20 protein-coding genes are annotated in these 20,914 nt (G+C 40.0%); 12 read left to right on the top strand and 8 right to left on the bottom strand.

Annotation, left to right across the window (positions count from 1 at the left end):
* The first annotated feature begins 20 nt into the window (after window positions 1-20).
* From EV194_RS01945 to EV194_RS01930, 4 genes are all read left to right on the top strand, one after another.
* Window positions 21-902 carry a ParB/RepB/Spo0J family partition protein gene (locus tag EV194_RS01945; RefSeq protein ID WP_132431534.1) on the top strand — a complete coding sequence of 294 codons (882 nt, stop codon included), beginning with the start codon at window positions 21-23 and terminating at the stop codon, window positions 900-902.
* Window positions 903-924: 22 nt separating this feature from the next.
* Window positions 925-1,563, top strand: a complete 639-nt coding sequence (locus EV194_RS01940) for a DUF5683 domain-containing protein (protein WP_132431532.1) — start codon at window positions 925-927, stop codon at window positions 1,561-1,563.
* Window positions 1,564-1,651: 88 nt separating this feature from the next.
* Window positions 1,652-3,190: a lytic transglycosylase domain-containing protein gene (locus tag EV194_RS01935; protein ID WP_132431530.1), complete on the top strand. Its 1,539-nt coding sequence runs from the start codon at window positions 1,652-1,654 to the stop codon at window positions 3,188-3,190.
* A 91-nt stretch (window positions 3,191-3,281) separates the two neighbouring features.
* On the top strand, window positions 3,282-3,986 hold the full coding sequence (locus tag EV194_RS01930) for a zinc metallopeptidase (RefSeq protein WP_132431528.1): 705 nt from the start codon (window positions 3,282-3,284) through the stop codon (window positions 3,984-3,986).
* A 67-nt stretch (window positions 3,987-4,053) separates the two neighbouring features.
* Here the strand turns inward: EV194_RS01930 and EV194_RS01925 are convergent, their stop codons facing one another.
* Window positions 4,054-4,785 (bottom strand): RDD family protein, encoded by a 732-nt coding sequence (locus EV194_RS01925; protein ID WP_132431526.1) that lies wholly within the window; start codon window positions 4,783-4,785, stop codon window positions 4,054-4,056.
* A gap of 86 nt (window positions 4,786-4,871) precedes the next feature.
* Between EV194_RS01925 and EV194_RS01920 the strand changes: the two genes are divergently transcribed.
* The 8 genes from EV194_RS01920 to pheS all read left to right on the top strand — a co-directional run bounded on the left by EV194_RS01920 (window position 4,872) and on the right by pheS (window position 14,676).
* Window positions 4,872-5,858, top strand: coding sequence for a stage II sporulation protein M (locus EV194_RS01920; RefSeq protein ID WP_132431524.1), 987 nt, complete (start codon window positions 4,872-4,874; stop codon window positions 5,856-5,858).
* Complete coding sequence (locus EV194_RS01915; RefSeq protein ID WP_132431522.1) at window positions 5,833-6,795, top strand: hypothetical protein; 963 nt, start codon at window positions 5,833-5,835, stop codon at window positions 6,793-6,795. The genes EV194_RS01920 and EV194_RS01915 overlap by 26 nt, the downstream gene beginning before the upstream one ends.
* A 22-nt stretch (window positions 6,796-6,817) precedes the next feature.
* On the top strand, window positions 6,818-7,561 hold the full coding sequence (locus EV194_RS01910; RefSeq protein WP_132431520.1) for a DUF4129 domain-containing protein: 744 nt from the start codon (window positions 6,818-6,820) through the stop codon (window positions 7,559-7,561).
* 22 nt (window positions 7,562-7,583) lie between these two features.
* Window positions 7,584-8,786, top strand: a complete 1,203-nt coding sequence (locus tag EV194_RS01905) for a DUF4350 domain-containing protein (protein WP_132431518.1) — start codon at window positions 7,584-7,586, stop codon at window positions 8,784-8,786.
* Window positions 8,787-8,788: 2 nt separating this feature from the next.
* Window positions 8,789-9,796 (top strand): AAA family ATPase, encoded by a 1,008-nt coding sequence (locus EV194_RS01900; RefSeq protein WP_132431516.1) that lies wholly within the window; start codon window positions 8,789-8,791, stop codon window positions 9,794-9,796.
* Between the two features lie 45 nt (window positions 9,797-9,841).
* Window positions 9,842-11,182: a DUF58 domain-containing protein gene (locus EV194_RS01895; RefSeq protein WP_132431514.1), complete on the top strand. Its 1,341-nt coding sequence runs from the start codon at window positions 9,842-9,844 to the stop codon at window positions 11,180-11,182.
* A 135-nt stretch (window positions 11,183-11,317) separates the two neighbouring features.
* Window positions 11,318-13,582 carry a patatin-like phospholipase family protein gene (locus tag EV194_RS01890; RefSeq protein WP_132431512.1) on the top strand — a complete coding sequence of 755 codons (2,265 nt, stop codon included), beginning with the start codon at window positions 11,318-11,320 and terminating at the stop codon, window positions 13,580-13,582.
* A 74-nt stretch (window positions 13,583-13,656) separates the two neighbouring features.
* A complete protein-coding gene (gene pheS, locus EV194_RS01885) occupies window positions 13,657-14,676 on the top strand; it encodes a phenylalanine--tRNA ligase subunit alpha (protein ID WP_132431510.1) in 1,020 nt (339 codons plus the stop codon).
* A gap of 117 nt (window positions 14,677-14,793) precedes the next feature.
* Here the strand turns inward: pheS and EV194_RS01880 are convergent, their stop codons facing one another.
* The 7 genes from EV194_RS01880 to EV194_RS01850 all read right to left on the bottom strand — a co-directional run bounded on the left by EV194_RS01880 (window position 14,794) and on the right by EV194_RS01850 (window position 20,870).
* Window positions 14,794-16,179, bottom strand: a complete 1,386-nt coding sequence (locus EV194_RS01880) for an LPP20 family lipoprotein (RefSeq protein ID WP_132431508.1) — start codon at window positions 16,177-16,179, stop codon at window positions 14,794-14,796.
* A gap of 449 nt (window positions 16,180-16,628) precedes the next feature.
* Complete coding sequence (locus tag EV194_RS01875; RefSeq protein WP_132431506.1) at window positions 16,629-17,087, bottom strand: regulatory protein RecX; 459 nt, start codon at window positions 17,085-17,087, stop codon at window positions 16,629-16,631.
* Complete coding sequence (locus EV194_RS01870; RefSeq protein WP_132431504.1) at window positions 17,088-18,455, bottom strand: NAD-dependent succinate-semialdehyde dehydrogenase; 1,368 nt, start codon at window positions 18,453-18,455, stop codon at window positions 17,088-17,090. It lies immediately after the preceding gene.
* A gap of 209 nt (window positions 18,456-18,664) precedes the next feature.
* On the bottom strand, window positions 18,665-19,621 hold the full coding sequence (gene metF / locus EV194_RS01865; protein ID WP_132431502.1) for a methylenetetrahydrofolate reductase [NAD(P)H]: 957 nt from the start codon (window positions 19,619-19,621) through the stop codon (window positions 18,665-18,667).
* A 29-nt stretch (window positions 19,622-19,650) separates the two neighbouring features.
* A complete protein-coding gene (locus EV194_RS17180) occupies window positions 19,651-19,965 on the bottom strand; it encodes a nucleotidyltransferase family protein (protein ID WP_207915862.1) in 315 nt (104 codons plus the stop codon).
* Window positions 19,966-20,148: 183 nt separating this feature from the next.
* A complete protein-coding gene (locus EV194_RS01855; RefSeq protein ID WP_132431500.1) occupies window positions 20,149-20,553 on the bottom strand; it encodes a HEPN domain-containing protein in 405 nt (134 codons plus the stop codon).
* Window positions 20,550-20,870 carry a nucleotidyltransferase domain-containing protein gene (locus EV194_RS01850; protein ID WP_132431498.1) on the bottom strand — a complete coding sequence of 107 codons (321 nt, stop codon included), beginning with the start codon at window positions 20,868-20,870 and terminating at the stop codon, window positions 20,550-20,552. The genes EV194_RS01855 and EV194_RS01850 overlap by 4 nt, the downstream gene beginning before the upstream one ends.
* Between the last annotated feature and the right edge of the window lie 44 nt (window positions 20,871-20,914).

The following is a 20,914-nucleotide window of genomic DNA, read 5'->3' as shown; positions in this document are numbered from 1 at the left end:
ATATCACTTTATCATAAAAGATGGCAAAAAAAAGCGCTTTAGGGAGAGGATTAGGAGCTTTAATTGACAATACCGAAGATGTACGCAAAAGCCGCCCGGCTGCTTCAATTATGGAAATTGAAATTTCAAAAATTGAAGCCAACCCATGGCAGCCGCGTTCACATTTTGACGAGGAACGACTGAATGAATTGGCCTTATCCATCAAAGGTGTTGGCATTGTTCAGCCGCTTACGTTAAGAAAAATAAGCGATGACAGCTATCAGATCATCGCGGGTGAACGTCGTTTCAGAGCAGCCAAACTAGCTGGCTTAAACAGAGTCCCCGCATACGTTCGCGATGCCGAAGACGACACCATGCTGGAACTGGCGCTGGTTGAAAACATCCAACGTGAAGATCTGGATCCGATTGAAGTTGCCATCAGTTATCAGCGCCTTATGGATGAGTGCAAACTTACCCAGGAAAGTCTTTCAGATAAGGTGGGCAAGAAAAGATCAACCATTGCCAACTATTTGCGTTTACTAAAACTTCCGGCTGAAATCCAGTTGGGTTTGCGTGAGCGACAAATTTCAATGGGACATGCCAGAGCAATCATTAACGTTGAAAATCCGAAAACCCAGATTCGAATTTTTAATGAGACCATCCATAATGATTACTCGGTTCGTAAAGTTGAAGAGCTGGTTAGAAAAGTTGCAGCAGGTGACATCGAAGCCAGGCCGGTTGAAAAAAATGTTTCCCAGCCAGCTACCGAGTATAACGAGTTGAAACAACAACTGTCCAATTTTTTTAAAACAAATATCCAGTTTTCCAGAAACGACAAAGGAAACGGAAAAATTGTTATTCCCTTTCGTTCTGATGAGGAACTGGAAAAGATTATTTCAATTCTGGACAAAACGAAGGAGTGATAAAAGTAATTTTATTCGCCACGTGAGCATATTTTATAAAAGACTCGTATTGTCGGTCATCATTATTCTAATGATGCCGGTTTTGGTTGAGGGACAGGCGGCTGATACAACGAACTACGTTTCAAACGAAGTCTATCTTTATGACTTCTACCCTGAGCAATATCATCATTCACCTCATAAGGCCACACTTTATTCTGCGGTTTTACCCGGATTAGGCCAGGTATATAATGAAATGTACTGGAAGGTTCCCCTGCTATATGCAGGAATTGGAGGCGTTGTTTATGGAATCTCTTTTAACACGACTTATTACAACAGGTACCGATCAGCGTATCGTGATTTTTTGATTCGGGATCCGGGGAATACCAGCTATGAAAGATTCATTCCGCCTACACTTACCATTGATGATGTTCATGGGCGATATTCTGAATGGTTTCAGAGAGCTTTACAAAACAAACGCCGCAGATATAAAAGAGACCGGGATTTGAGTTATATTGGTCTTGCTGCAATTTATCTGGCCAACATCATAGATGCGGCTGTTGATGCTCATTTTTACGATTTTGATATCAGTGATGACTTGTCATTTAGTCTTGAACCGGTTCTGCTTCAACCATATCCTGAGTCAAATGCCATTCCCGCGTTACAACTTCAAATCAGATTTTAAAAAAACAAATCAGTATAACAAATCTGGCGCAATATCGTTTTCTGTAGTAAATTGCAATAATTTTTATGAACCACAAACAAGAAGCTTTATGAAGATAAATATTTTAATTACGCTCTTTACTTTAGGAATGACAACTGGGCTATATGCAAGCACCTCTTCCAGCAATGTAAAGACAACCGACGCAGAGAGAGAGGCTTTTGTTACATCGCTTGACAGCATGGTTAATCTTTGGCACGTACGATCTGCAACTTCCCTTGATATGGTGCTGGATACTATCATTAAGTCAAGAGAAATGCTGGTTGATGAAATTCCCGATTCAGTATATATTCATCGACTGGCCGATATTAATTCTCCCATTTATTATCCCTTTAACAGTCAGGTAAAGGCCTACATTCAACTATATACACAAAGAAGAAGAACCCAGATGGAAAACATGCTGGGACTATCGGAGCACTATTTCCCAATCTTTGAAGCAGCCCTTGATGCCCGTAATCTTCCTCTTGAATTGAAATATCTTCCTGTGGTTGAGTCGGCATTAAATCCAAGAGCATTGTCACGCGCTGGAGCATCCGGAATATGGCAATTCATGTATCATACCGGGCGACATTATGGACTAAATGTAAATTCTTATATCGATGAACGTCGTGATCCGGTTAAGGCTTCCGAAGCTGCAGCAGATTTTCTGTCAGATTTATACGAGATATACGGAGACTGGCATCTTGTATTAGCAGCATATAATTGCGGTCCGGGAAATGTAAACCGGGCCATTCGTCGATCAGGCGGTCAGCGCGATTTCTGGGCCATCTATTATCGACTGCCCCGTGAAACCAGGGGCTATGTCCCGGCTTTTATAGCTGCAACATATGCTTTCAAATACGCTGAAGAGCATAATTTACATGCCCGTCCGGTTAATTTTCCTGTTGCAACCGATACGGTTATGATCAGTCAACCATTGCATTTTGAGCAAATTTCAGAGATGACAAACATTCCAATAGAGTTCATCAGGGAGCTAAACCCGCAATATCGCCGGGATGTTATCCCGGCTCAAAACGCTTTGTATCCGTTACGACTCGCTTTTGACCAAACCACCATGTTTGCATCCATTGAAGACACCATATACGCTCATCGAAGAGACGAATTTTTTCCCAACAACCAACTTGTAATTTCTCCATCAAGTACAACACATGCCGTGGTTGCACCTGCCGGAACAGTACCCATTGAATATACTGTAAAATCAGGCGACGTGGTTGGTCTGATTGCTGAATGGTTTAATGTAAGAGCGTCAGATTTAAGATATTGGAATAATATTAACCGTAACATAATCAGGGTTGGTCAGAGACTGACCATTTATGTTCCGGCAAGTAGAGCGGATCATTTTCGTGCAGTCGCTGCACGACATATGGGACAACCGGTTCAGGCAGCAGCAGCCACGCCGGCTCCGGCCACTGCATCTGTCGGTGACGATGGCAACTATGTATGGTACACAGTGCGATCGGGGGACAACCTCTGGACAATTGCAAGGCAATATCCCGGTGTTTCCAATGAAGATATTATGAGACTTAATAATATTACCGATGCCGGACGAATCAGACCCGGCCAGAGATTAAGAATCAAACCAGCCATATAATTTACCGTTTCAGTATGACAGTTTTTCCGACATGGTATTGTGGCAAACTTTTTGCAATCCATTGACGGATAATTTTAAAAAAGGAGGAGATATGTTTTCATCACCATTGCTGATAATTTTCATTGTTTTTATGCTGGCAAGCTGGATTGTCAGTTCAACCCTAAAAAGCAAATTTAAGAGATACTCCCAGACACCCATATCAGGTGGGATGTCAGGAAAAGAGATTGCTGAAAAAATGCTTTACGACAATGGCATTTCGAATGTAAAAGTTTTGTCGGTAGGAGGGCAATTATCTGATCATTATAATCCTGCCAACAGAACCGTCAACTTAAGTCAGGAAGTTTATCATGGTCGTAATGTCGCCGCAGCCGCCGTTGCTGCTCACGAGTGTGGACATGCAGTTCAACATGCCAGAGCTTATGCACCTTTACAGCTCAGGTCGGCATTGGTTCCGTTACAAAATGTAAGTGCCAGATTGCTCAACATTATTTTTATTTCAATGTTTGTTGGTGCTTTTTTACTGCCAACAGTCATATCTTTTGATTTGGCACTAATCATTATTATTGCTTGTTACTCGGTGTTTACAGCTTTCGCTTTTATTACCTTGCCTGTTGAAATCAATGCAAGCCACCGGGCACTGAAATGGCTTACCACAAGCGGGATAACATCTGGCAGAAGCCATGTAGAAGCCAAAGATGCACTAAGCTGGGCAGCTTACACTTACGTGGTTGCGGCATTATCTGCTTTGGCTACATTGGCCTATTACATTATGATTTTTATGTCAAGAAGAAATTGATTCGAAAAGTGGTTCAGAGAAATTGAAACAAAACTGGCTTGAGTTTTTACTCAAGCCAGTTTTTCTTTTATACGTTTACTGGCTCCCTCATGTGGATTGAGTTATAATCCTTTACTATTGCATATAAAAACTGAATATCAGTCATTTCGCTGGTAACAGCCATTTTCTTGGAGATGGCTTCTCTGGTTTTTAGCAAGATCTCTTGGCTACTCTTCTTTTCAGGTGATTTTCGATACACATCAAGCACCTCCTTCACAATAAGTATGTCTTTGTCCGAAAGCAATTCAACCTGATGGAAGTGTGGTGTATAGCTCTTTTCAATATTCATAAAAGGAGAGGATATCATTGATTTCTTTTTATGAATTCTTAGAACTGTGGTAGATGCGGCAATATCTCCGATTCTTTGACCTTTGCCGTTTATGATAATGATAAGAACGGCAATTGCACCTGCCAAAAGGGACACATCGATGATTCTGAATATCCATCTAATAAAACATGCACCAAAAGTCAGGTGAGAACCATCAGTTTTAACAACTTTAATACGCATGATCATTTTTCCCGGACTTTGTCCGTTAAAAACCATCTCAAAAAGTAAGTGATAGAAAATGACAGGAATAAAGAAAAGAAGAAACCATCCTCCAAGATCAGAAAGGTTAGAGGAAAAGATTAACAGTAAAAACAGGAAATAGGACCCAATAAATAGGGCATCCAGAAGATAGGCCAGAATTCTGTCTCCTAAACTTGCAATCTGATATTGCAAGTCAACATTTTGCGAGGTGTTAAGATTGAATGTCTCCATCCGTTATGGACATTTAAGATAATATGCTAAATTTGTTTCAAATTTAGATAAAAACATTTGAATCAGAAAAATATAATTCTACCCGGATGAAGGAAATATCATTCATCAGCCTCAACAAAGCACGCTGGAGTAACTTCGAGAAACAACTGGATAGTCCGGGGAGCATCAGCCCCGATGATCTGGCCGACCAATATATTCTGCTTACCAATGATCTTTCCTATGCACGCACATTTTATCCCGAATCAGGAATTGTTGATTATCTGAATGGACTAAGCGCAAAATCCCATTCACTGATCTACCGCAACAAAAAAGAGAAAAGTTCACGTCTCTTGAGTTTCTGGATAAAAGAACTTCCCATTGCTCTGTATGAAGCCAGAAAAGATTTTTTGTGGTCGTTGATTATTTTCTCTATTTCAATTGTAATTGGAGTTGCAGGCGCCATAGCTGATTCCCATCTGATAAGGCTAATTCTTGGTGATGCATATGTGAACATGACACTTGATAACATTGCCAAAGGTGATCCTCTGGGGGTATATGGAAAAATGACTCCATTTTTGATGTTTTTGTCTATCACCTTCAATAATGTTTATGTTTCATTTGTGGCATTTCTTTTCGGTGTTTTAACCCCTTTGGGAACTGCTTATGTATTATTTAGAAACGGGGTAATGGTAGGATCATTCATCACTTTCTTTTTTCAACAATCTCTCGGTACAGTTGCTTCCATTACCATCATGATTCATGGAACTCTGGAGCTTTCGGCAATTGTTCTGGCAGGAGGTGCAGGAATCCTATTAGGTAAAAGCATTTTGTTTCCAGGGACTTACACCCGAAAAGACAGCTTCTTAAAGGGGGTTCGCAGAGGTACAAAAATCATGCTTGGTCTTGTTCCATTCTTTGTTATTGCTGCCTGGGTCGAAAGTTATATTACGCGGCATTATAATACCATGTCAACACTGTCGGCTATTTTGATAATTGCACTATCTTTAGGAATAATTTTATGGTACTTTATAATAGTGCCATATTACGTTTATAGAAAAACTAACTCAAATGAAAAACACCGAAATCCAAATTAACAGAAAAAGAGACTTCTCAGAAGTCATAAATGCCACATTCACCTTTTTAAAACAAGAGTTTAAACCTCTTGGCAAAGTAATAATATGGTATGCAGGCATTCCAATTATTATCACCTCTATCATTGGAGCCTATTATTCAGGCAATGAGTTATCTCGTTTTTTTCAAGCACTGGAAGGTGGTATTGTAGACTCAGATGCTTTGGTAAATCCGTGGTTGCTAACTCTTTTGGTATTGGTGTCTTTTGCGACATCAATTTTTCTGACAGGCCTCTCTGCTTCTTATATAAAACACTATGTATACAAGGGAAAAGGTCAGTTTTCTTCTGCAGATGTATGGAATGGGTTTGTTCCCTTTATCGGACCACTTATCGGGCTTTATTTCATATCTTTTATAATCATAATGGTAACAGCTGCCATTGGCGGAATTTTTGTTTTCGGATTAAGTTCATTAACATCGTCGACAATTATTACAGCCATCATTATCTTTATGGGCATCATTACTTTGGTTATAATTCCGGTTGTTTTTGTATTTGTGCCTCTCTCGATGACTTATATGCCCCTCGTTGATGAAAACATAGGAGTGTTTTCGTCAATAAAAAGGTCATTCAGCCTGGTTTTTGGAAATTGGTGGGTCACATTCGGAATCATAGTGATAGCATCTGTTATCGTTTCATTGCTTGGAACCATATTCAGTATACCTGCCTTTGTTATTGGGGCTATTCAAGGCTATTCAATTGCGACAGGCGAAGGAGCTATAGATTCCAGATCAATGGCAGTAATCCTCACAACCTCCATAGGATCTTTAGCACAATACATCATTTATCCGATAATTTTTGTCGCCATCGCTATCCAATATTATAGCTTAAAGGAACAAAAGGAAAATCCGGGACTTCTTCAAAAAATTGAAGAAATTACGGATGATTCAAACATGAGCTAAACTCTTCTAAATATCATTCGCGGTGGCATCAAAAAGAAATCCGAGTATTTTATATCTGCTAACTGGCATCATGTTTATGCTAATCTGGGGGGGGGCATACCCCTCCCTGCCAGATTATAATGCTCAATCAGTAACACCATGGGATGATAACAGCAAGATAGATTACCGTGAGCCGCCAATAGAACAAATTCGGCAGTATCAAAATAACCCGGCATATAATTACGATCGTGAAAATGAAAGGCCGGGATTGCTTCAACGGATATTGGCCTGGATTTGGCAGGAAATTCTCAGTGGCATGCAAGGTCAAGGGGGAACAATAAAATATTTGTTGCTGGGATTGGTAATTCTGGTTTCTCTGTTTTTTGTGCTTAAACTGCTCAATATTCCGTTTGGAGGATTCTTCAATTACATGCGAAAAGGGGATTTGTCGGATATTCATCTTATGAAAACTGATGAGACCCATAATGAAAAAGAGTTGGAACACCTTTATAAATTATACAAAAGCAATAAAGCGTACCGGGAAGCAGTCAGGATTCTCTATTTGCTCTATCTGAAAAGTCTGGAGAAAAGAAGTTGTATCACCATCCGAACATGGAAAACAAATAAGGATTACTTATACGAAATAAAGGACCAAAGCATACAACAAAGCTTCCGTAAGATTATCAAGCTTTATGAATACGTTTGGTTTGGACAGTTTGATCCGGATTCAGAACGTTTTACTAAAATTGAGAAAACCATAAAAGAAGGAATGGCATCTGTTGCCTGAAATTTTAATTGTTAAAAAGAATATGAACCAATCCGGCAGATTTCAACGTGTGATATCCATCATCCTGATTATTGGAGTGATTGTCCTGGTTGTCTCTGCATTTTTTGCTCCCCAACCATTGGATTGGACTTACAGTTATTCAAACCGACACACAAAACCACTGGGAACTCGTTTGGTTTATAATGTAATAAACCATCTTTTTCCCGGTCAGGAGTTAATTGTTAAACACTCCGGATTAAATGATTTTTTAGAGGAAGCCACACCGGTAAATACAAATTTCATATACATAAATAATCATTACAACCCCATTTGCGACGAGGTTTCCAGGCTTCTGGAAGTTGTAGGTGCTGGGAACCATGTTTTTATTGCTGCAGAATCTTTATCCGAATGTTTTGAAGATACCTTTAACCTGAGAATCCGACGGGCAATGCCGCCGGTTTTATCTATTACCAATGATTCCATTGGTTATCATTTTGCCAATAAAAACATCCAAAAAGGCTATCAAGATTATTGGTTTAAGAAGGTGATCACGAACAACTATTTTGAATCCTATGATTCAACGCGAACCACTGTTTTGGGGCACAACAACCGGGGCAGAACAAATTTCATCAAAATTCAACATGGCGAGGGTGCCATATTCGTCAACGCCAACCCCATTGCCTTTACCAATTATCATCTGTTATCTGGAAACAAGAGTGAGTATATATTTAAAAGCCTTTCGTATTTACCAGTAACCACTACCGTTTGGGATGAAAGCTATAAAGCTGGTGTAACTTCAATTGGTTCAGAAATAGATTTCATTCTGGCTGACCCTGCATTAAGAATGGCATGGTACCTGACTTTGATTGCAGCATTTTTCTGGTTGGTTTTTCATGGCAAACGTCGCCAAAGAGCCATTCCCATCATACATAAACCCCGGAATATTACTCTCTCATTTGTTGAAACCATCAGTCGGTTATACCTATTAAAAAATGACCATGCCGGTATTGCCAGAAAGAGGTTTCTGTATTTTAAAGAGTACATACGTAACAGGTACTTCATACAAATTACGAGTGATGAAAGTAAGAACATTGAGGAGATTTCTGAAAAGTCAGGAGTACGAGAACGCAGCGTAGCTGCTTTGTTCAGAATGGCAAAAAACCTGGATAGGGTAAAAAATATATCGCAGGAAGACCTGCAGCAATTTAACCGTCAACTGGAATTCTTTTATAAAAACTGTCGCTGATTATGAATGAAGAATTAACCAACAATTATAACGAAGAAAACGGTATGTTTGAAAGCCGTTTAAAGGTTCAGGAACTGAACCATCTTGCATTTCGTATTCGAAATGAAATAGGTAAAGTCATCGTTGGTCAGGAGCGGGTTCTTGACCTGCTTTTAACCGCACTGTTGGCCAATGGTCATGTACTGATTGAAGGTGTACCGGGAGTTGCGAAAACACTCATCGCCAAACTTCTGGCAAAAACCATCAATACCGGGTTTTCCCGAATTCAATTTACTCCGGATTTAATGCCTTCAGACGTATTGGGGACAACCATATTTAACAATGCAAGTTCTGCGTTTGAATTCAAAAGTGGACCGATTTTTTCCAATCTGATTCTCATTGACGAAGTAAACAGAGCTCCAGCAAAAACTCAATCGGCTCTATTTGAAGTTATGGAGGAACGTCAGGCTACTATTGATGGAGTGACTCACCCCATGGCAAATCCGTTTCTGGTAATTGCGACGCAAAACCCTGTTGAGCATGAAGGAACCTACCGATTACCCGAAGCACAACTGGATAGGTTTATTTTTAAGATTAAAATAGATTATCCGGACGTTGAGGAGGAGGTCTCCATTCTCCAAAACTCTTGTGCCAGAGGTACAGCAAAAGAGACTGATGAGGTTCAGCCTGTAGTCTCTGCCGAAGAAATTATTGAATTTCAGGAACTGACTCGACAGGTAATTGTTGACCAGCAGCTGTTGCACTACATCGCAACCATTGTTGAGCGTACCAGGAAAAACAGCGCACTATATCTGGGCGCAAGTCCCAGAGCTTCACTGGCCATTCTGAATACCGCAAAAGCGTATGCGGCGTTGGAAGGGAGAGACTTTGTTACGCCGGAAGATATTCATGAGGTTATTTATCCGGTACTTTGTCACAGAGTAATCCTATCGCCTGAAAAAGAGATGGAAGGAATCAGACCTGAATCCATTATTCGACAGATAGTTGACTCAGTGGAAATTCCCAGATAATTTTCAGAAAGGAAGACAAACAATGATACAGCAAAATCAGGAAAAATGAAGGTTCCATTTAAGCCATTATTCATCAACAACAGATTCTATAAACTATTGGGGTTCGTAGCTTTTCTATACGTCCTGGCTTTTTTATGGAGTCTGTTTTTGTTAATTGCATGGCTTGGTTTTGGATTGTTCATAAGTCTCATAATCATTGATGGGCTGATACTTTTTGCTCCCGGAAATAAAAGTCGACTCATTGGAAAGAGGATACTCCCCGAGAAATTCTCCAACGGAGATGAAAACGAAGTTTCCATCTTAATTGAAAGCAAGTTACCCTTTAAATTCAATGCAGATATCATTGATGAAATCCCGTTTCAGTTTCAAATTCGGGATTTTCGGATAGAAGCAACTTTGCATCCCGAAAAAACAGTTACATACAAATATATCCTGACACCAAAAGAGAGGGGCGAATATTTTTTTGGGGTGCTGAATGTTTTCATTAAAGGTCAGATTGGGTTGTTCAGCCGCCGTTACCAGTTTGATAAAGATGCCATGGTAAAAGCATATCCTTCATTTATTCAAATGAAGCAATACGAAATCATGGCCATCAGCAATCGTCTCTCAGAAATCGGGATAAAAAAAATAAGACGAATTGGTCATCATACCGAATTTGATCAAATAAGAGATTACATAAAGGGAGATGACATCAGAACCATTAACTGGAAAGCCACTGCCAGAAAGGGGCATTTGATGGTAAACCAGTATCAGGATGAAAAATCGCAACAGGTAATTTGTGTTCTGGATATGGGTAGAACCATGAAAATGGCCTTCAATAAAATGACCCTCCTGGATTATGCCATTAACACTTCGCTTGTGCTGACTAACATTGCCATGCTGAAGCATGACAAGGCAGGTGTCATTACCTTTAATGAGAAAATCTGCAACATGCTTCCTCCCCGCCGTGAAGGCCACCAGATGAACTCAATCATGGAGTTGCTATATAATCAGAAAACCGGTTTTCTGGAACATAACCTTGAAGCATTGTATGCCACAGTAAAACATCGCGTACATCAAAGAAGCCTTCTGGTTCTGTTCACAAATTTTGAGAGCATAAAAACAGCAAGACAACAGATGCATGTTTTGGCCAAATTGGCTGCCAACCATTTGCTGATGGTCATTTTTTTCGAAAACTCCGAAATATCCGGTATGATTCACCATCAGGCTCAAGATACTGAGGAAATTTATCAGCAAGCCATTGCTGAGAAATTTATCTATGAAAAAAAGCAAATCGTTAAAGAGCTTGAAAGATATGGCATTCATGCCATTCTGACCAATCCCGAGAATCTAACCATAGACACCATCAATCAATATTTGGAACTAAAAGCCAGGGGCATCATTTAACACCCGGATTTGTTACGGTTAAAACATCAATTTTGCTCGTTTGAGCAAAATTGTTTCTTCATCTTCAATTATTTGCCTCCGAATTCATTAGATTTATATCAGAATAAATTTCAGATAAAGACTAATTGCTAGTTCATGCGCATCATCATCTCACTTCTTCTCACAATTATATTCTCGTATTCGGTTATGGCAGCCAAACCAACCGAAGAGCGACCCAAAATAGGACTGGTGTTGAGTGGTGGTGGTGCAAAAGGACTTGCGCATGTTGGAGTACTGAAAGTGCTGGAGGAAGCCGGCATCAGGCCGGACTACATAACCGGTACCAGCATGGGTGGTATTATTGGAGGTCTTTACGCCATTGGATATAGTGCTACTGAACTGGACTCAATTGTCAGGGCTTTGAATTGGAGTCAACTATTGTCCGACAGAGTCCCTCTTTCCATTGTTCTTCCGGAGGAGAAGCATGATTACCAACGGTTTCATGTTGAGTTGGACATTACAAAAGATGGTTTAAGAACACCTGCGGGGTTTATCAGCGGACATTCCATTTCGGAAATGATATCCAGACTTTCGTGGCATAAGTCGGGAATTGAGTCATTCGACGAATTTCCAATTCCCTTTAAGTGTGTGGCAACCGACCTGATTTCAGGAGAACAAATTGTTTTTGATAAAGGGGACTTTACTACTGCTTTGCGCGCCACAATGGCCATCCCATCTGTTTTTGCTCCGGTTGTTAATGATTCAATGATTTTAATTGATGGCGGGGTTTTAAATAATTTCCCGGTAAAACTTTGTAAAGAGATGGGAGCAGACATCATCATTGGTGTTAATGTTGGCACTCCCGACAAAACATCTCCTGCTGATTTACTTTCTCCAACGAATATTCTTTCGTCGGCTGCCATGATAGGCAACAACATCTCCATGAGACTGCAAATGCCATACGTGGACATCTTGATTACCCCGGAGCTGGAGCCTTTTACGGCTGCTAGTTTCTTCGACGGAGATATGATAATTGACAGAGGAGAAGCAGCTGCACGGACGGTGCTCTTTGAACTGGAATCCTTATCTGATAAAATCAATTCCTTTGAACAACCTGAAACTCCATCCAGACAAAAAATCCCGGAGAGGATAAAAATATCGGAAATCAGGATTAACGGTCTGGAGCGAATCAGTTATCATTTTTTCATCAGCAACCTGGGAATTGAACCGGGGGACACCATCGCTCCCCGCGATATGGAGAAGAAAATACATAAACTGATTGGAACCAGGTATTTTGAATCGGTTTCGTACAGAATATATCCCATCAACGATGATGGCTTCGTATTGGATTTGCAAGCCATTGAGTCCGAGACAGCGAGATTCAAATTCTCACTTCATTATGATAATGAATATAAAGCGGGAATCATTACAAATGTTACGTTACGTAACATTTTGATGCGTGGCAATCGCCTTTCCACAACCTTTGATATCTCTGAAAAGCCTCGCTTAAACACATCCATCATTAATTACCTGGGCGAAAGTCACCGATTGGCATCCAGAGTTGAGTTTGACCTGGAGAGCAACAATCTGCCAATCTATCATGACAACAATGCTGTTTATGGAACATTCAACCATTACTACACCAGTCTGGCATTGGGATTAATGTCAACTGTTGGAACACGCTGGGAGCATAACGCATTCATGCGTTATGAACGCTCTGTGATGTCACAAAACAGCGGTTTTTTTGAGCTTTTTTCCGAAGGTGTAAAGAGGTTTGGGAACTCATTTGTTTCAGCCTGTTTTACATCAACCCGAAATACTCTAAACCGCCGACATTTCCCGGACAAAGGGAGTCTTTTTCATTTTACTTTTAAGCATTACCTCGATATTGATGAGGTTTATAGAGGAAGAAATGACTCCAGATTTCTTATTGGTGAGTCCACAAGTCATGGAGAGAAAAATACATCTTTTCTGTCGGTCGGGTTCCAGGGGTATCAAAAATTATCATCCAGATTGGTAATAAATCCGGGGTTTCAGGTTGGATACAGCAATAAGGATTTGCCACTGCCGGGGCTCAATTTTGTAGGTGGAATGCCATTTCACAACAGGTCAAATGAAATAAGTTTTGCAGGGCTAAACCCGCGTGAAAAGATTGTTCAGGATTTTGCCATGGCAAAAATAGATATCCGATACAGGTTTCAACGGAAATTACACGGTACACTTATGGTAAATGGAATAGTTTCTCAATCAACGAACCATTCTGAGCTGGAAAACATTATAATTGGAGAAGATGAAACCATTATTGGCTATGGGTTGCTTGTGGAGTATGACAGCATTATAGGACCCATCAGGCTTGGCGGTGCCGGCAATTCAGATGGAGGAGGAGTCAGATGGTATTTTGGACTCGGATACCATTTTTAATTCTTAAGTCCCATTGTCTATGGATTGTTAGTTGATAATTACTATTTTTGTACTTCGTAACAAAAATATATCCGATGCTGAATAAGATTGATGCACTCCTTTCGGAGATTAAAGGACTTAAAGCTTCATCTTCCGCCGAAGCGGAAGAGCTCAGAATAAAGTATCTAAGTAAAAAAGGAATCATATCATCCCTTTTTGATGAGTTTAAAACCGTACCTCCAACTGAAAAAAAGGCGGTTGGTCAGGCTTTAAATCAACTCAAGAACGAAGCTCAGCAGATTATTCAGCGACTTAAGGAACAACATGAACAATCCGACACTTCGCACAGAAAGACAGATTTAACCCGTCCGGGGGCATCATTCCCATTGGGAGGAAGACATCCGTTATCGGTTGTGAAGAATCAGATTGTAGATATTTTTGCGCGTTTGGGATTTACCGTGGCCGAAGGGCCTGAAATAGAAGACGACTGGCACGTGTTTTCTGCATTGAACTTTCCGCCGGAGCACCCTGCACGTGATATGCAGGATACTTTCTTTATCCATAAAGACCCTGATATTTTATTGCGCACCCACACCTCATCGGTTCAGGTGCGGGTAATGGAAAAAGAGCAACCTCCCATCAGAGCCATTTTCCCGGGGCGAGTTTTCCGTAACGAGGCCATCTCGGCAAGGGCACATTGTATTTTTCATCAGGTTGAGGGATTGTATATTGAAGAGAATGTCTCTTTTGCAGACCTCAGACAAACACTTCTCTATTTCGCCAAGGAGATGTTCGGAAAAGAAACTCAAATTCGTTTGAGACCTTCATATTTCCCTTTTACCGAACCTTCGGCTGAGATGGATATTTCGTGTACCCTGTGCGGTGGAGAAGGATGTACTATGTGTAAATATACCGGCTGGGTTGAAATTCTTGGTTGCGGTATGGTTGATCCAAACGTATTGGAAAGTTGTAACATCGACAGCAAAAAATATACAGGGTTTGCATTCGGAATGGGAATTGAACGCATCACTGTTCTTAAATACCAGATTAAGGATATCCGGTTGTTCTTTGAAAATGACATCCGTTTTCTTGAGCAATTCAAGTCGGCGCTTTAAATCCATAGAGTTTTAGATGCAAGATATTTAGACGGATAGACAGGCAGCATATTTTGATAATTTATCATCTATTCTATCTGTCTAATATCTGAAAATCTTTCTTTCTCTATGTTAATGTTACATATCTACTTCATCAAGTTTAGGCAGAATCTCACGTCTAAACCGGTCTAGAACATTTTCTCTGGCTTCATTGAGGGCATGCTGATAACTGCCGGGGCGCATACCGCGAACTTCCATAAAGCCATCGGAGAATATTTTGGTTCCATTATGGACTGAAACCACTGAAATGTGCAAATCAGCATACACCAAAAAAACCGAATAGCCGGTTCCCACCCGCTCGTCTCCTTTTCTAAAATTCAGCGATAAATTGACGATGTATTCAGCATCAGCTGCATCCATGGAGAAATTGAAGAAGTTCTCATTTAAATCTGCACGAATAAGGTTTCCAAAGGAGTGAACCGGATCCAGATTTCCAAATAGATTCTCCTCGATTCTGCAAAAGGCAGTGGATTTGTTCAGTTCAATGGTAAAACGGGTACATGGCAAATCTTCGGATGGGAAAAAATAAGGTAATAGCGGACTCTCAAGGTCTTCGTCCCGAATGATGGTTGCCAAATCCAGGCAAGCGGTAACCTCCTGCATTTTGCGACGGGAAATTAGCCGATTTATGGTGCTTTGTATTTCTCCATTATTGGAGGTTACACTTTGAGAGTTTAAAACACCTTCACCATGCGAAAATTCAAATTTTACCGGCAGATTGGCCACGGGTAATATATCTCCATTTGAGAAATATTCTGCTTTTAAAGCCATAGGCTCTTGCATTTGACGGGAAAACTCAACACGCAGATGATTATTCACCGGTGTAAACGAAATGTTACGATAAAGACGGCGCAAATCGCTCATGATATCGGTAGAGTAATTAACTGTGCCATTTGCCGTACGATGTGTTAAGTCCTCTCCCACATGGTCTTGAAGCGCTGTCACTGCGCGAAAATATGAAGTTAAAGCTCTTGACACATCACCAACAGCTGTTGCATCGCGGGCATCAAAAAAATAGGAAGAGGCTAGCATTTTAGCCATGTCAAGTCGCTGTTGACGTCGTTGGGCATATACATTTTTATTCAACCGAACCATCACCCAATATTCACGCCGATTCTCCCATGTATGAACTTCATACCCTTCCAGCGTTTGTTGAACTGAAGTGTGAACCTTCGACTCAAATTGCTGCTGAAACTGAAAGTTATTCTCAAATTGGCGCAGCATGGAGTTGGCAGATATGGTGACTTTTATCTCAGAACTCAACTCTTCAAGCGCCTGGTTACGAGCATCTCTGGCGTATTGCATGTTCTGATCATCACGACTTTTAGGAGCCATCCCTATGCCAATATAGGAATCCGAATCGGATGGGCGTTGCCGAACCCACGAAGGACGCCTTTGCGATTCAGCAGTAAAGGTATTTAGTGAAAACAGGAAGATACCAATCAGCAGTAAAATTCTATACATATATTTTTGGTTTAGAGAACAATAAGAGCCTGTTACAATAATTGAGTTTACTCACTTTTAACTAATAAAGTTTCAATGTCGTTTAGTTAATGAAAAATTATATTCGCCTTCGCTCACCCTTTTATTCCCCAAGGGGATGCCAACTCGCGCGTAAGGATTTCCCCCTTGGCTTCGACGTGAGCTCAGCCGAACGGGGATTAAGGGGAGCGGGAAGGAAAAATGCCTTAACTAAACGGCATTAAATAAAGTTTTAGAATACAAAATACATAACAAATTTTAACAAAAACCAGGCCGGTTTTTGTTATCCTCTTAAAATTATATCGCTACCGTATGATATATTTTTAGACAAGATACTAAAATACCTGCAAATAGAGGATTGTATTATTGTCCTGTTAAGGAAAACAACGGTTTATTGGACAATTGTGAAGATAATTGCTTTTGTGTTTATATTATAACCCATCATCCGATAATGAATCCAAACAGTTTATGATATAATCATACTCAAAACCTCTGGAGCCCGCAAATCTCAACAGTGAGTTCTTAACTTTAAAGGGGTCTGACTGGTTGATTTGCCTACGTTTTGAAGCTAAAAGAGAATAGAGAACCTCACGGTATTCCTCGTCATTTATGGAGTCCATGGCCTCTCCAATGATATCCCGTGGTAACTTTTTCTGCAACAAATGCCATTGAATTTTTTTCCTCCCCCATTGATTAAATCTGAATTTATCCCGAACAAAAAACCCGGCAAAACGTCTTTCGTCAATATATTTCTCTGCCACGAGCCTTTCAATTACACCCGAAACGTCCTCTACTCCCCATTGTTCCAGTTTTTTCTCAATATCAGAAACGCATTTTTCCTGACGGGCACAAATGGCTGTTGCTTTATTAAAGGCTTCTTTTTTGTCCATTTACCTGACTACCACTGTTTTAATATTCACAAACTCCCTCAATCCATATACTGAAAGTTCTCTTCCGTGTCCACTTTCTTTAACGCCTCCAAAGGGAAGGCGTGGGTCAGAACGTACGAAGTCATTCACAAAACAACAACCGGCATCCAGTTCAAATTCAGCAATGTATCGGCCTTTTTCAACGTCGGAAGTAAAAACCGCTGCACCTAAACCAAAAGTGGTATCGTTGGCAATACAAATTGCCTCCTCAGTATTGGCAGCCTTGATGAGTACAGCTACAGGGCCAAAAAGTTCGTCGTGGTAGGCAGGCATTCCCGGCTTTACGTTACTTAAAATTGTGGGAGGATAAAAAGCGTTCGGGTAATCCTCGGCATTGCCACCCAAGATCAATTCTGCACCTTTCTCAATGCTGTTATTGACCTGCATTTCCAAATCAAGTCTCAGATTATTGCGTGCAAGTGGCCCCAAGTCAGTTTTTTCATCAGTGGGGTCTCCCATCACAATTTTTTTCATTCGCTCTGCAATCATATCCAGAAACTGATTATAAATTGGTTCCTCAACAACAAACCGTTTTGCAGAGATGCAACTTTGACCGGCATTTAAAATTCTTGCCTGAACACAAGCATCAGCGGCCTTTTCCAAATCAGCATCGGCAAGAATTATATATGGGTCGCTGCCACCTAATTCCATAACTGTTTTCTTGAGTCCTCTTCCTGCCTGCTCACCAACTAATCGACCTGCGGGCGTGCTGCCGGTAAAAGTAACTGCTTGTATTCTCCTGTCGGCAATCAGGCGTTCAACTTTCCTTCTGGAAATCAACAACGTTTGAAAAACTTTATAAGGAAATCCGGCATCGGAAAATAATCTATCAATTGCGATGGCACATGCAGGAACGTTAGATGCATGTTTAAGTAATACAGAGTTACCTGCCAAAATAGCCGGAATTGAAAATCTGAATACCTGCCAGAAAGGAAAATTCCAGGGCATGATGGCCAGCACCGGTCCCAATGGCTGAAATGAAATGTAGGAAGAGGCAGCTTCGGTAGGAACATGCACCTGCTCCAAAAAGGTTTCAGCATGTTCGGCATAATAACGACAAAGCCAGGCACATTTTTCAAGCTCGGCTTTGGCCTCCTTAATGGGTTTTCCCATTTCAAGAGTAATATTTAAAGCCAGTCCTTCAATCTGTTCAATCACCTTGTTGGCCAATGCCTCCAATAAATCCTTCCGTCTGGAAATGGGCACTTTTCGCCATTGATGGAATGAAGCTACAGCTTCATCCATTGCTGCATCAATTTCGCTCCATTGCCACTCATCATACTCCCTTATAACTTCCCCGGTGGCAGGATTTATCGATTTTAAAAGCATACGCTATGAATAGAAATTTAGATGTAAGATTTTTAGAAAGATAGATTAGACTCTAAAGACGATCAGATACATTAAAAGTCAACCATTCGCTCTGTCTCATTCCGACCATACCGGGAATAATCATCTTTACTGTATATTATATACCAAATTTAATTTCGTCTAATTTAAACTAAAAAAGATGGTTCTGCAATAAACAACCTGAAAGGTTTTTAATATATGTCCTTTGCCACTCTGCGAACGCTTTCTGTGGCCATCATGGTATAAAAATGAAGTAAATTTACACCATTTGCTATCAGGTCTTTAGCCTGCATGGTTGTCCATTCAATACCGACCTCAACTACCTGCTCATCGGTTTTGCACTTTCTTATTTCTTTGGCAAAATCCTCGGGTATGTCGGTATGAAATATTTTTGGCAGAACGGTAAGCTGATTCATCAGCGTAACCGGTTTTAAACCCGGAATGATGGGAATACTGATGCCAATTTCGCGACAACGTTTCACAAAGTCGTAGTATTTGCTGTTGTCAAAAAACATTTGTGTAAACACATATTCAGCACCGGCATCGGCCTTTTTCTTTAGCCAATACAAATCAGATTCCATGTTGGGAGCCTCTTCGTGTTTTTCGGGATAACCGGCCACACCAAAACTGAAAGGAGTGTCAAAAGCTTCGGCCTGTGTGCTGTCCAGAAACACCCCTTTGTTCAGGTCATTGACCTGATGAATCAGGTCAATGGCAAATTTATTTCCTTCATCCTGTGCCTGGTAGAACTTCTCGTTTTTTGATTTATCTCCACGAAGCAGCAACAAATCATGAATCCCCAAAAAGTTCAAATCTATTAGAGCGTATTCGGTTTCACTTTTCGTGAAACCGCTGCAAATGATGTGTGGTATTACTTTAATACCGTACAAATGCTGAATGGATGCAGCAACGGCGACCGTACCGGGACGTTTGCGTGTAATCTTCTTTTCAAATAATCCGTTGTCAATGCTTTTAAAAACAACCTCATCGCGATGGGAGGTGATGTTGATGAATAACGGATTAAACTCTTTTAAGGCATCAATGGTTTTATATACCCTTTTTATGCTGTTGCCTTTTAGAGGAGGCAACAGTTCAAATGAAAATCCCGGCTGTTTTAAATCCCGAATTAGCTGAGCTGCTGTTGGCATAATAATATTTTGGTTTTTCTGGAAGAATGTCATAAAAATATTTGCGACCCTTTTCCGTCATATAATAAGTACTTAGTTGTATCAATACTTTTCCTTAGATATGGATTTTTAATTGAACCATCAGTCAGCAAATCTACTTTTCGATTAAAAAACCGCTCAAAAGTATCCCACAGAGACATTAGCTTTTCTTCTCTATCCATTGGGTCAGAAGAATCAAGTTCAACCAACAAATCGATATCACTTATTTCAGGCTTAAACTTATTTGTTATAGATGACCCAAACGCACAAAGATACTTAACGTTATGGCTTTGACATAACGCCTTAAAATCATCCTGATGTTTCAATATTTCATGTGTCTATAATTTGATTTTTAATCCCGAGTAATCGGGATGGAACTCGCCAATCCAGTCATATTCATGAGTGAGAACTCTTTCTCATGGCTCGTTTCATCTCTTATAATCATACATTAAAAATACAACTTTTTCTTTATGATGACCGAATTTAGCATCCTCTGAAAATCCTTGCTATCATTTTGATTGCAATATGTTATAGATTTTGCTTTCAACAAACTTCTTAATCTCAAATGCTAGTTTTTTATATTCTAATGTTTCAACTTCGTCCGGAATATACATGTCACCTGGATATCTTGCATCAACTCCGAAATCGCTTAACTCTTTTGGGTCAATATTAATAAAGTCCTTATCAAAATCAGAACATTCTGATAGTAAGAATTCAATATTATGTGTTTTCTTAATTTCAACACCATTTGCAATTAAATAAGCTTTTAGAAATTTCTCTACAGCTTGTTGACAATGAAAACAAACAGAAGAAGTCGCTACAATCTCAGATTCAGTCAACTTTTCAACAACTAATAAATCTTCATTGGCTTTTATCAACCATTGTTTTATATAATCTACAGTGGCTTTGTTCATAAAGCGACCCCTTCTCTTAAAACATGTCTAAGAATATGTCCTGTAATTTCTTTCTTTGAAATTATTTCTTCTTCACTCTGTATTAAAATATCAGCCGGAATTTTTAATTGTGCCAACTCTTTTCTTAAAACAGATTTTAGAGTTCTCTTTTTTCGAATATCTATTGTTTCTCTAGTTATAATAAGGAAATCATAATCACTATCATCGCTATAGTCTTTTCGCGCACGAGAGCCGAACAATAGAATCTTGCTATTAGGAAGTATCCTACTAACTATTTCTCTAATAATTGAGAATGTATTTGAATTATCATTTGTCATCAGGCATGTTTTGTCTAAGTCAAAAATAATCAAATTTCGCAATG

Source organism: Natronoflexus pectinivorans, from assembly GCF_004345615.1.
Taxonomy (GTDB): domain Bacteria; phylum Bacteroidota; class Bacteroidia; order Bacteroidales; family Marinilabiliaceae; genus Natronoflexus; species Natronoflexus pectinivorans.
This window is presented reverse-complemented; position numbering and strand designations above follow the sequence as displayed.

Excerpts from the sequence above, each read along its gene's own strand:
- EV194_RS01945 (WP_132431534.1), top strand. The coding sequence starts at position 21 with ATGGCAAAAAAAAGCGCTTTAGGGAGAGGATTAGGAGCTTTAATTGAC.
- EV194_RS01935 (WP_132431530.1), top strand. The coding sequence starts at position 1,652 with ATGAAGATAAATATTTTAATTACGCTCTTTACTTTAGGAATGACAACT.
- EV194_RS01930 (WP_132431528.1), top strand. The coding sequence starts at position 3,282 with ATGTTTTCATCACCATTGCTGATAATTTTCATTGTTTTTATGCTGGCA.
- EV194_RS01925 (WP_132431526.1), bottom strand. The coding sequence starts at position 4,785 with ATGGAGACATTCAATCTTAACACCTCGCAAAATGTTGACTTGCAATAT.
- EV194_RS01920 (WP_132431524.1), top strand. The coding sequence starts at position 4,872 with ATGAAGGAAATATCATTCATCAGCCTCAACAAAGCACGCTGGAGTAAC.
- EV194_RS01915 (WP_132431522.1), top strand. The coding sequence starts at position 5,833 with ATGAAAAACACCGAAATCCAAATTAACAGAAAAAGAGACTTCTCAGAA.
- EV194_RS01905 (WP_132431518.1), top strand. The coding sequence starts at position 7,584 with ATGAACCAATCCGGCAGATTTCAACGTGTGATATCCATCATCCTGATT.
- EV194_RS01900 (WP_132431516.1), top strand. The coding sequence starts at position 8,789 with ATGAATGAAGAATTAACCAACAATTATAACGAAGAAAACGGTATGTTT.
- EV194_RS01895 (WP_132431514.1), top strand. The coding sequence starts at position 9,842 with ATGAAGGTTCCATTTAAGCCATTATTCATCAACAACAGATTCTATAAA.
- EV194_RS01890 (WP_132431512.1), top strand. The coding sequence starts at position 11,318 with ATGCGCATCATCATCTCACTTCTTCTCACAATTATATTCTCGTATTCG.
- pheS (WP_132431510.1), top strand. The coding sequence starts at position 13,657 with ATGCTGAATAAGATTGATGCACTCCTTTCGGAGATTAAAGGACTTAAA.
- EV194_RS01880 (WP_132431508.1), bottom strand. The coding sequence starts at position 16,179 with ATGTATAGAATTTTACTGCTGATTGGTATCTTCCTGTTTTCACTAAAT.
- EV194_RS01875 (WP_132431506.1), bottom strand. The coding sequence starts at position 17,087 with ATGGACAAAAAAGAAGCCTTTAATAAAGCAACAGCCATTTGTGCCCGT.
- EV194_RS01870 (WP_132431504.1), bottom strand. The coding sequence starts at position 18,455 with ATGCTTTTAAAATCGATAAATCCTGCCACCGGGGAAGTTATAAGGGAG.
- metF (WP_132431502.1), bottom strand. The coding sequence starts at position 19,621 with ATGCCAACAGCAGCTCAGCTAATTCGGGATTTAAAACAGCCGGGATTT.
- EV194_RS01855 (WP_132431500.1), bottom strand. The coding sequence starts at position 20,553 with ATGAACAAAGCCACTGTAGATTATATAAAACAATGGTTGATAAAAGCC.
- EV194_RS01850 (WP_132431498.1), bottom strand. The coding sequence starts at position 20,870 with ATGACAAATGATAATTCAAATACATTCTCAATTATTAGAGAAATAGTT.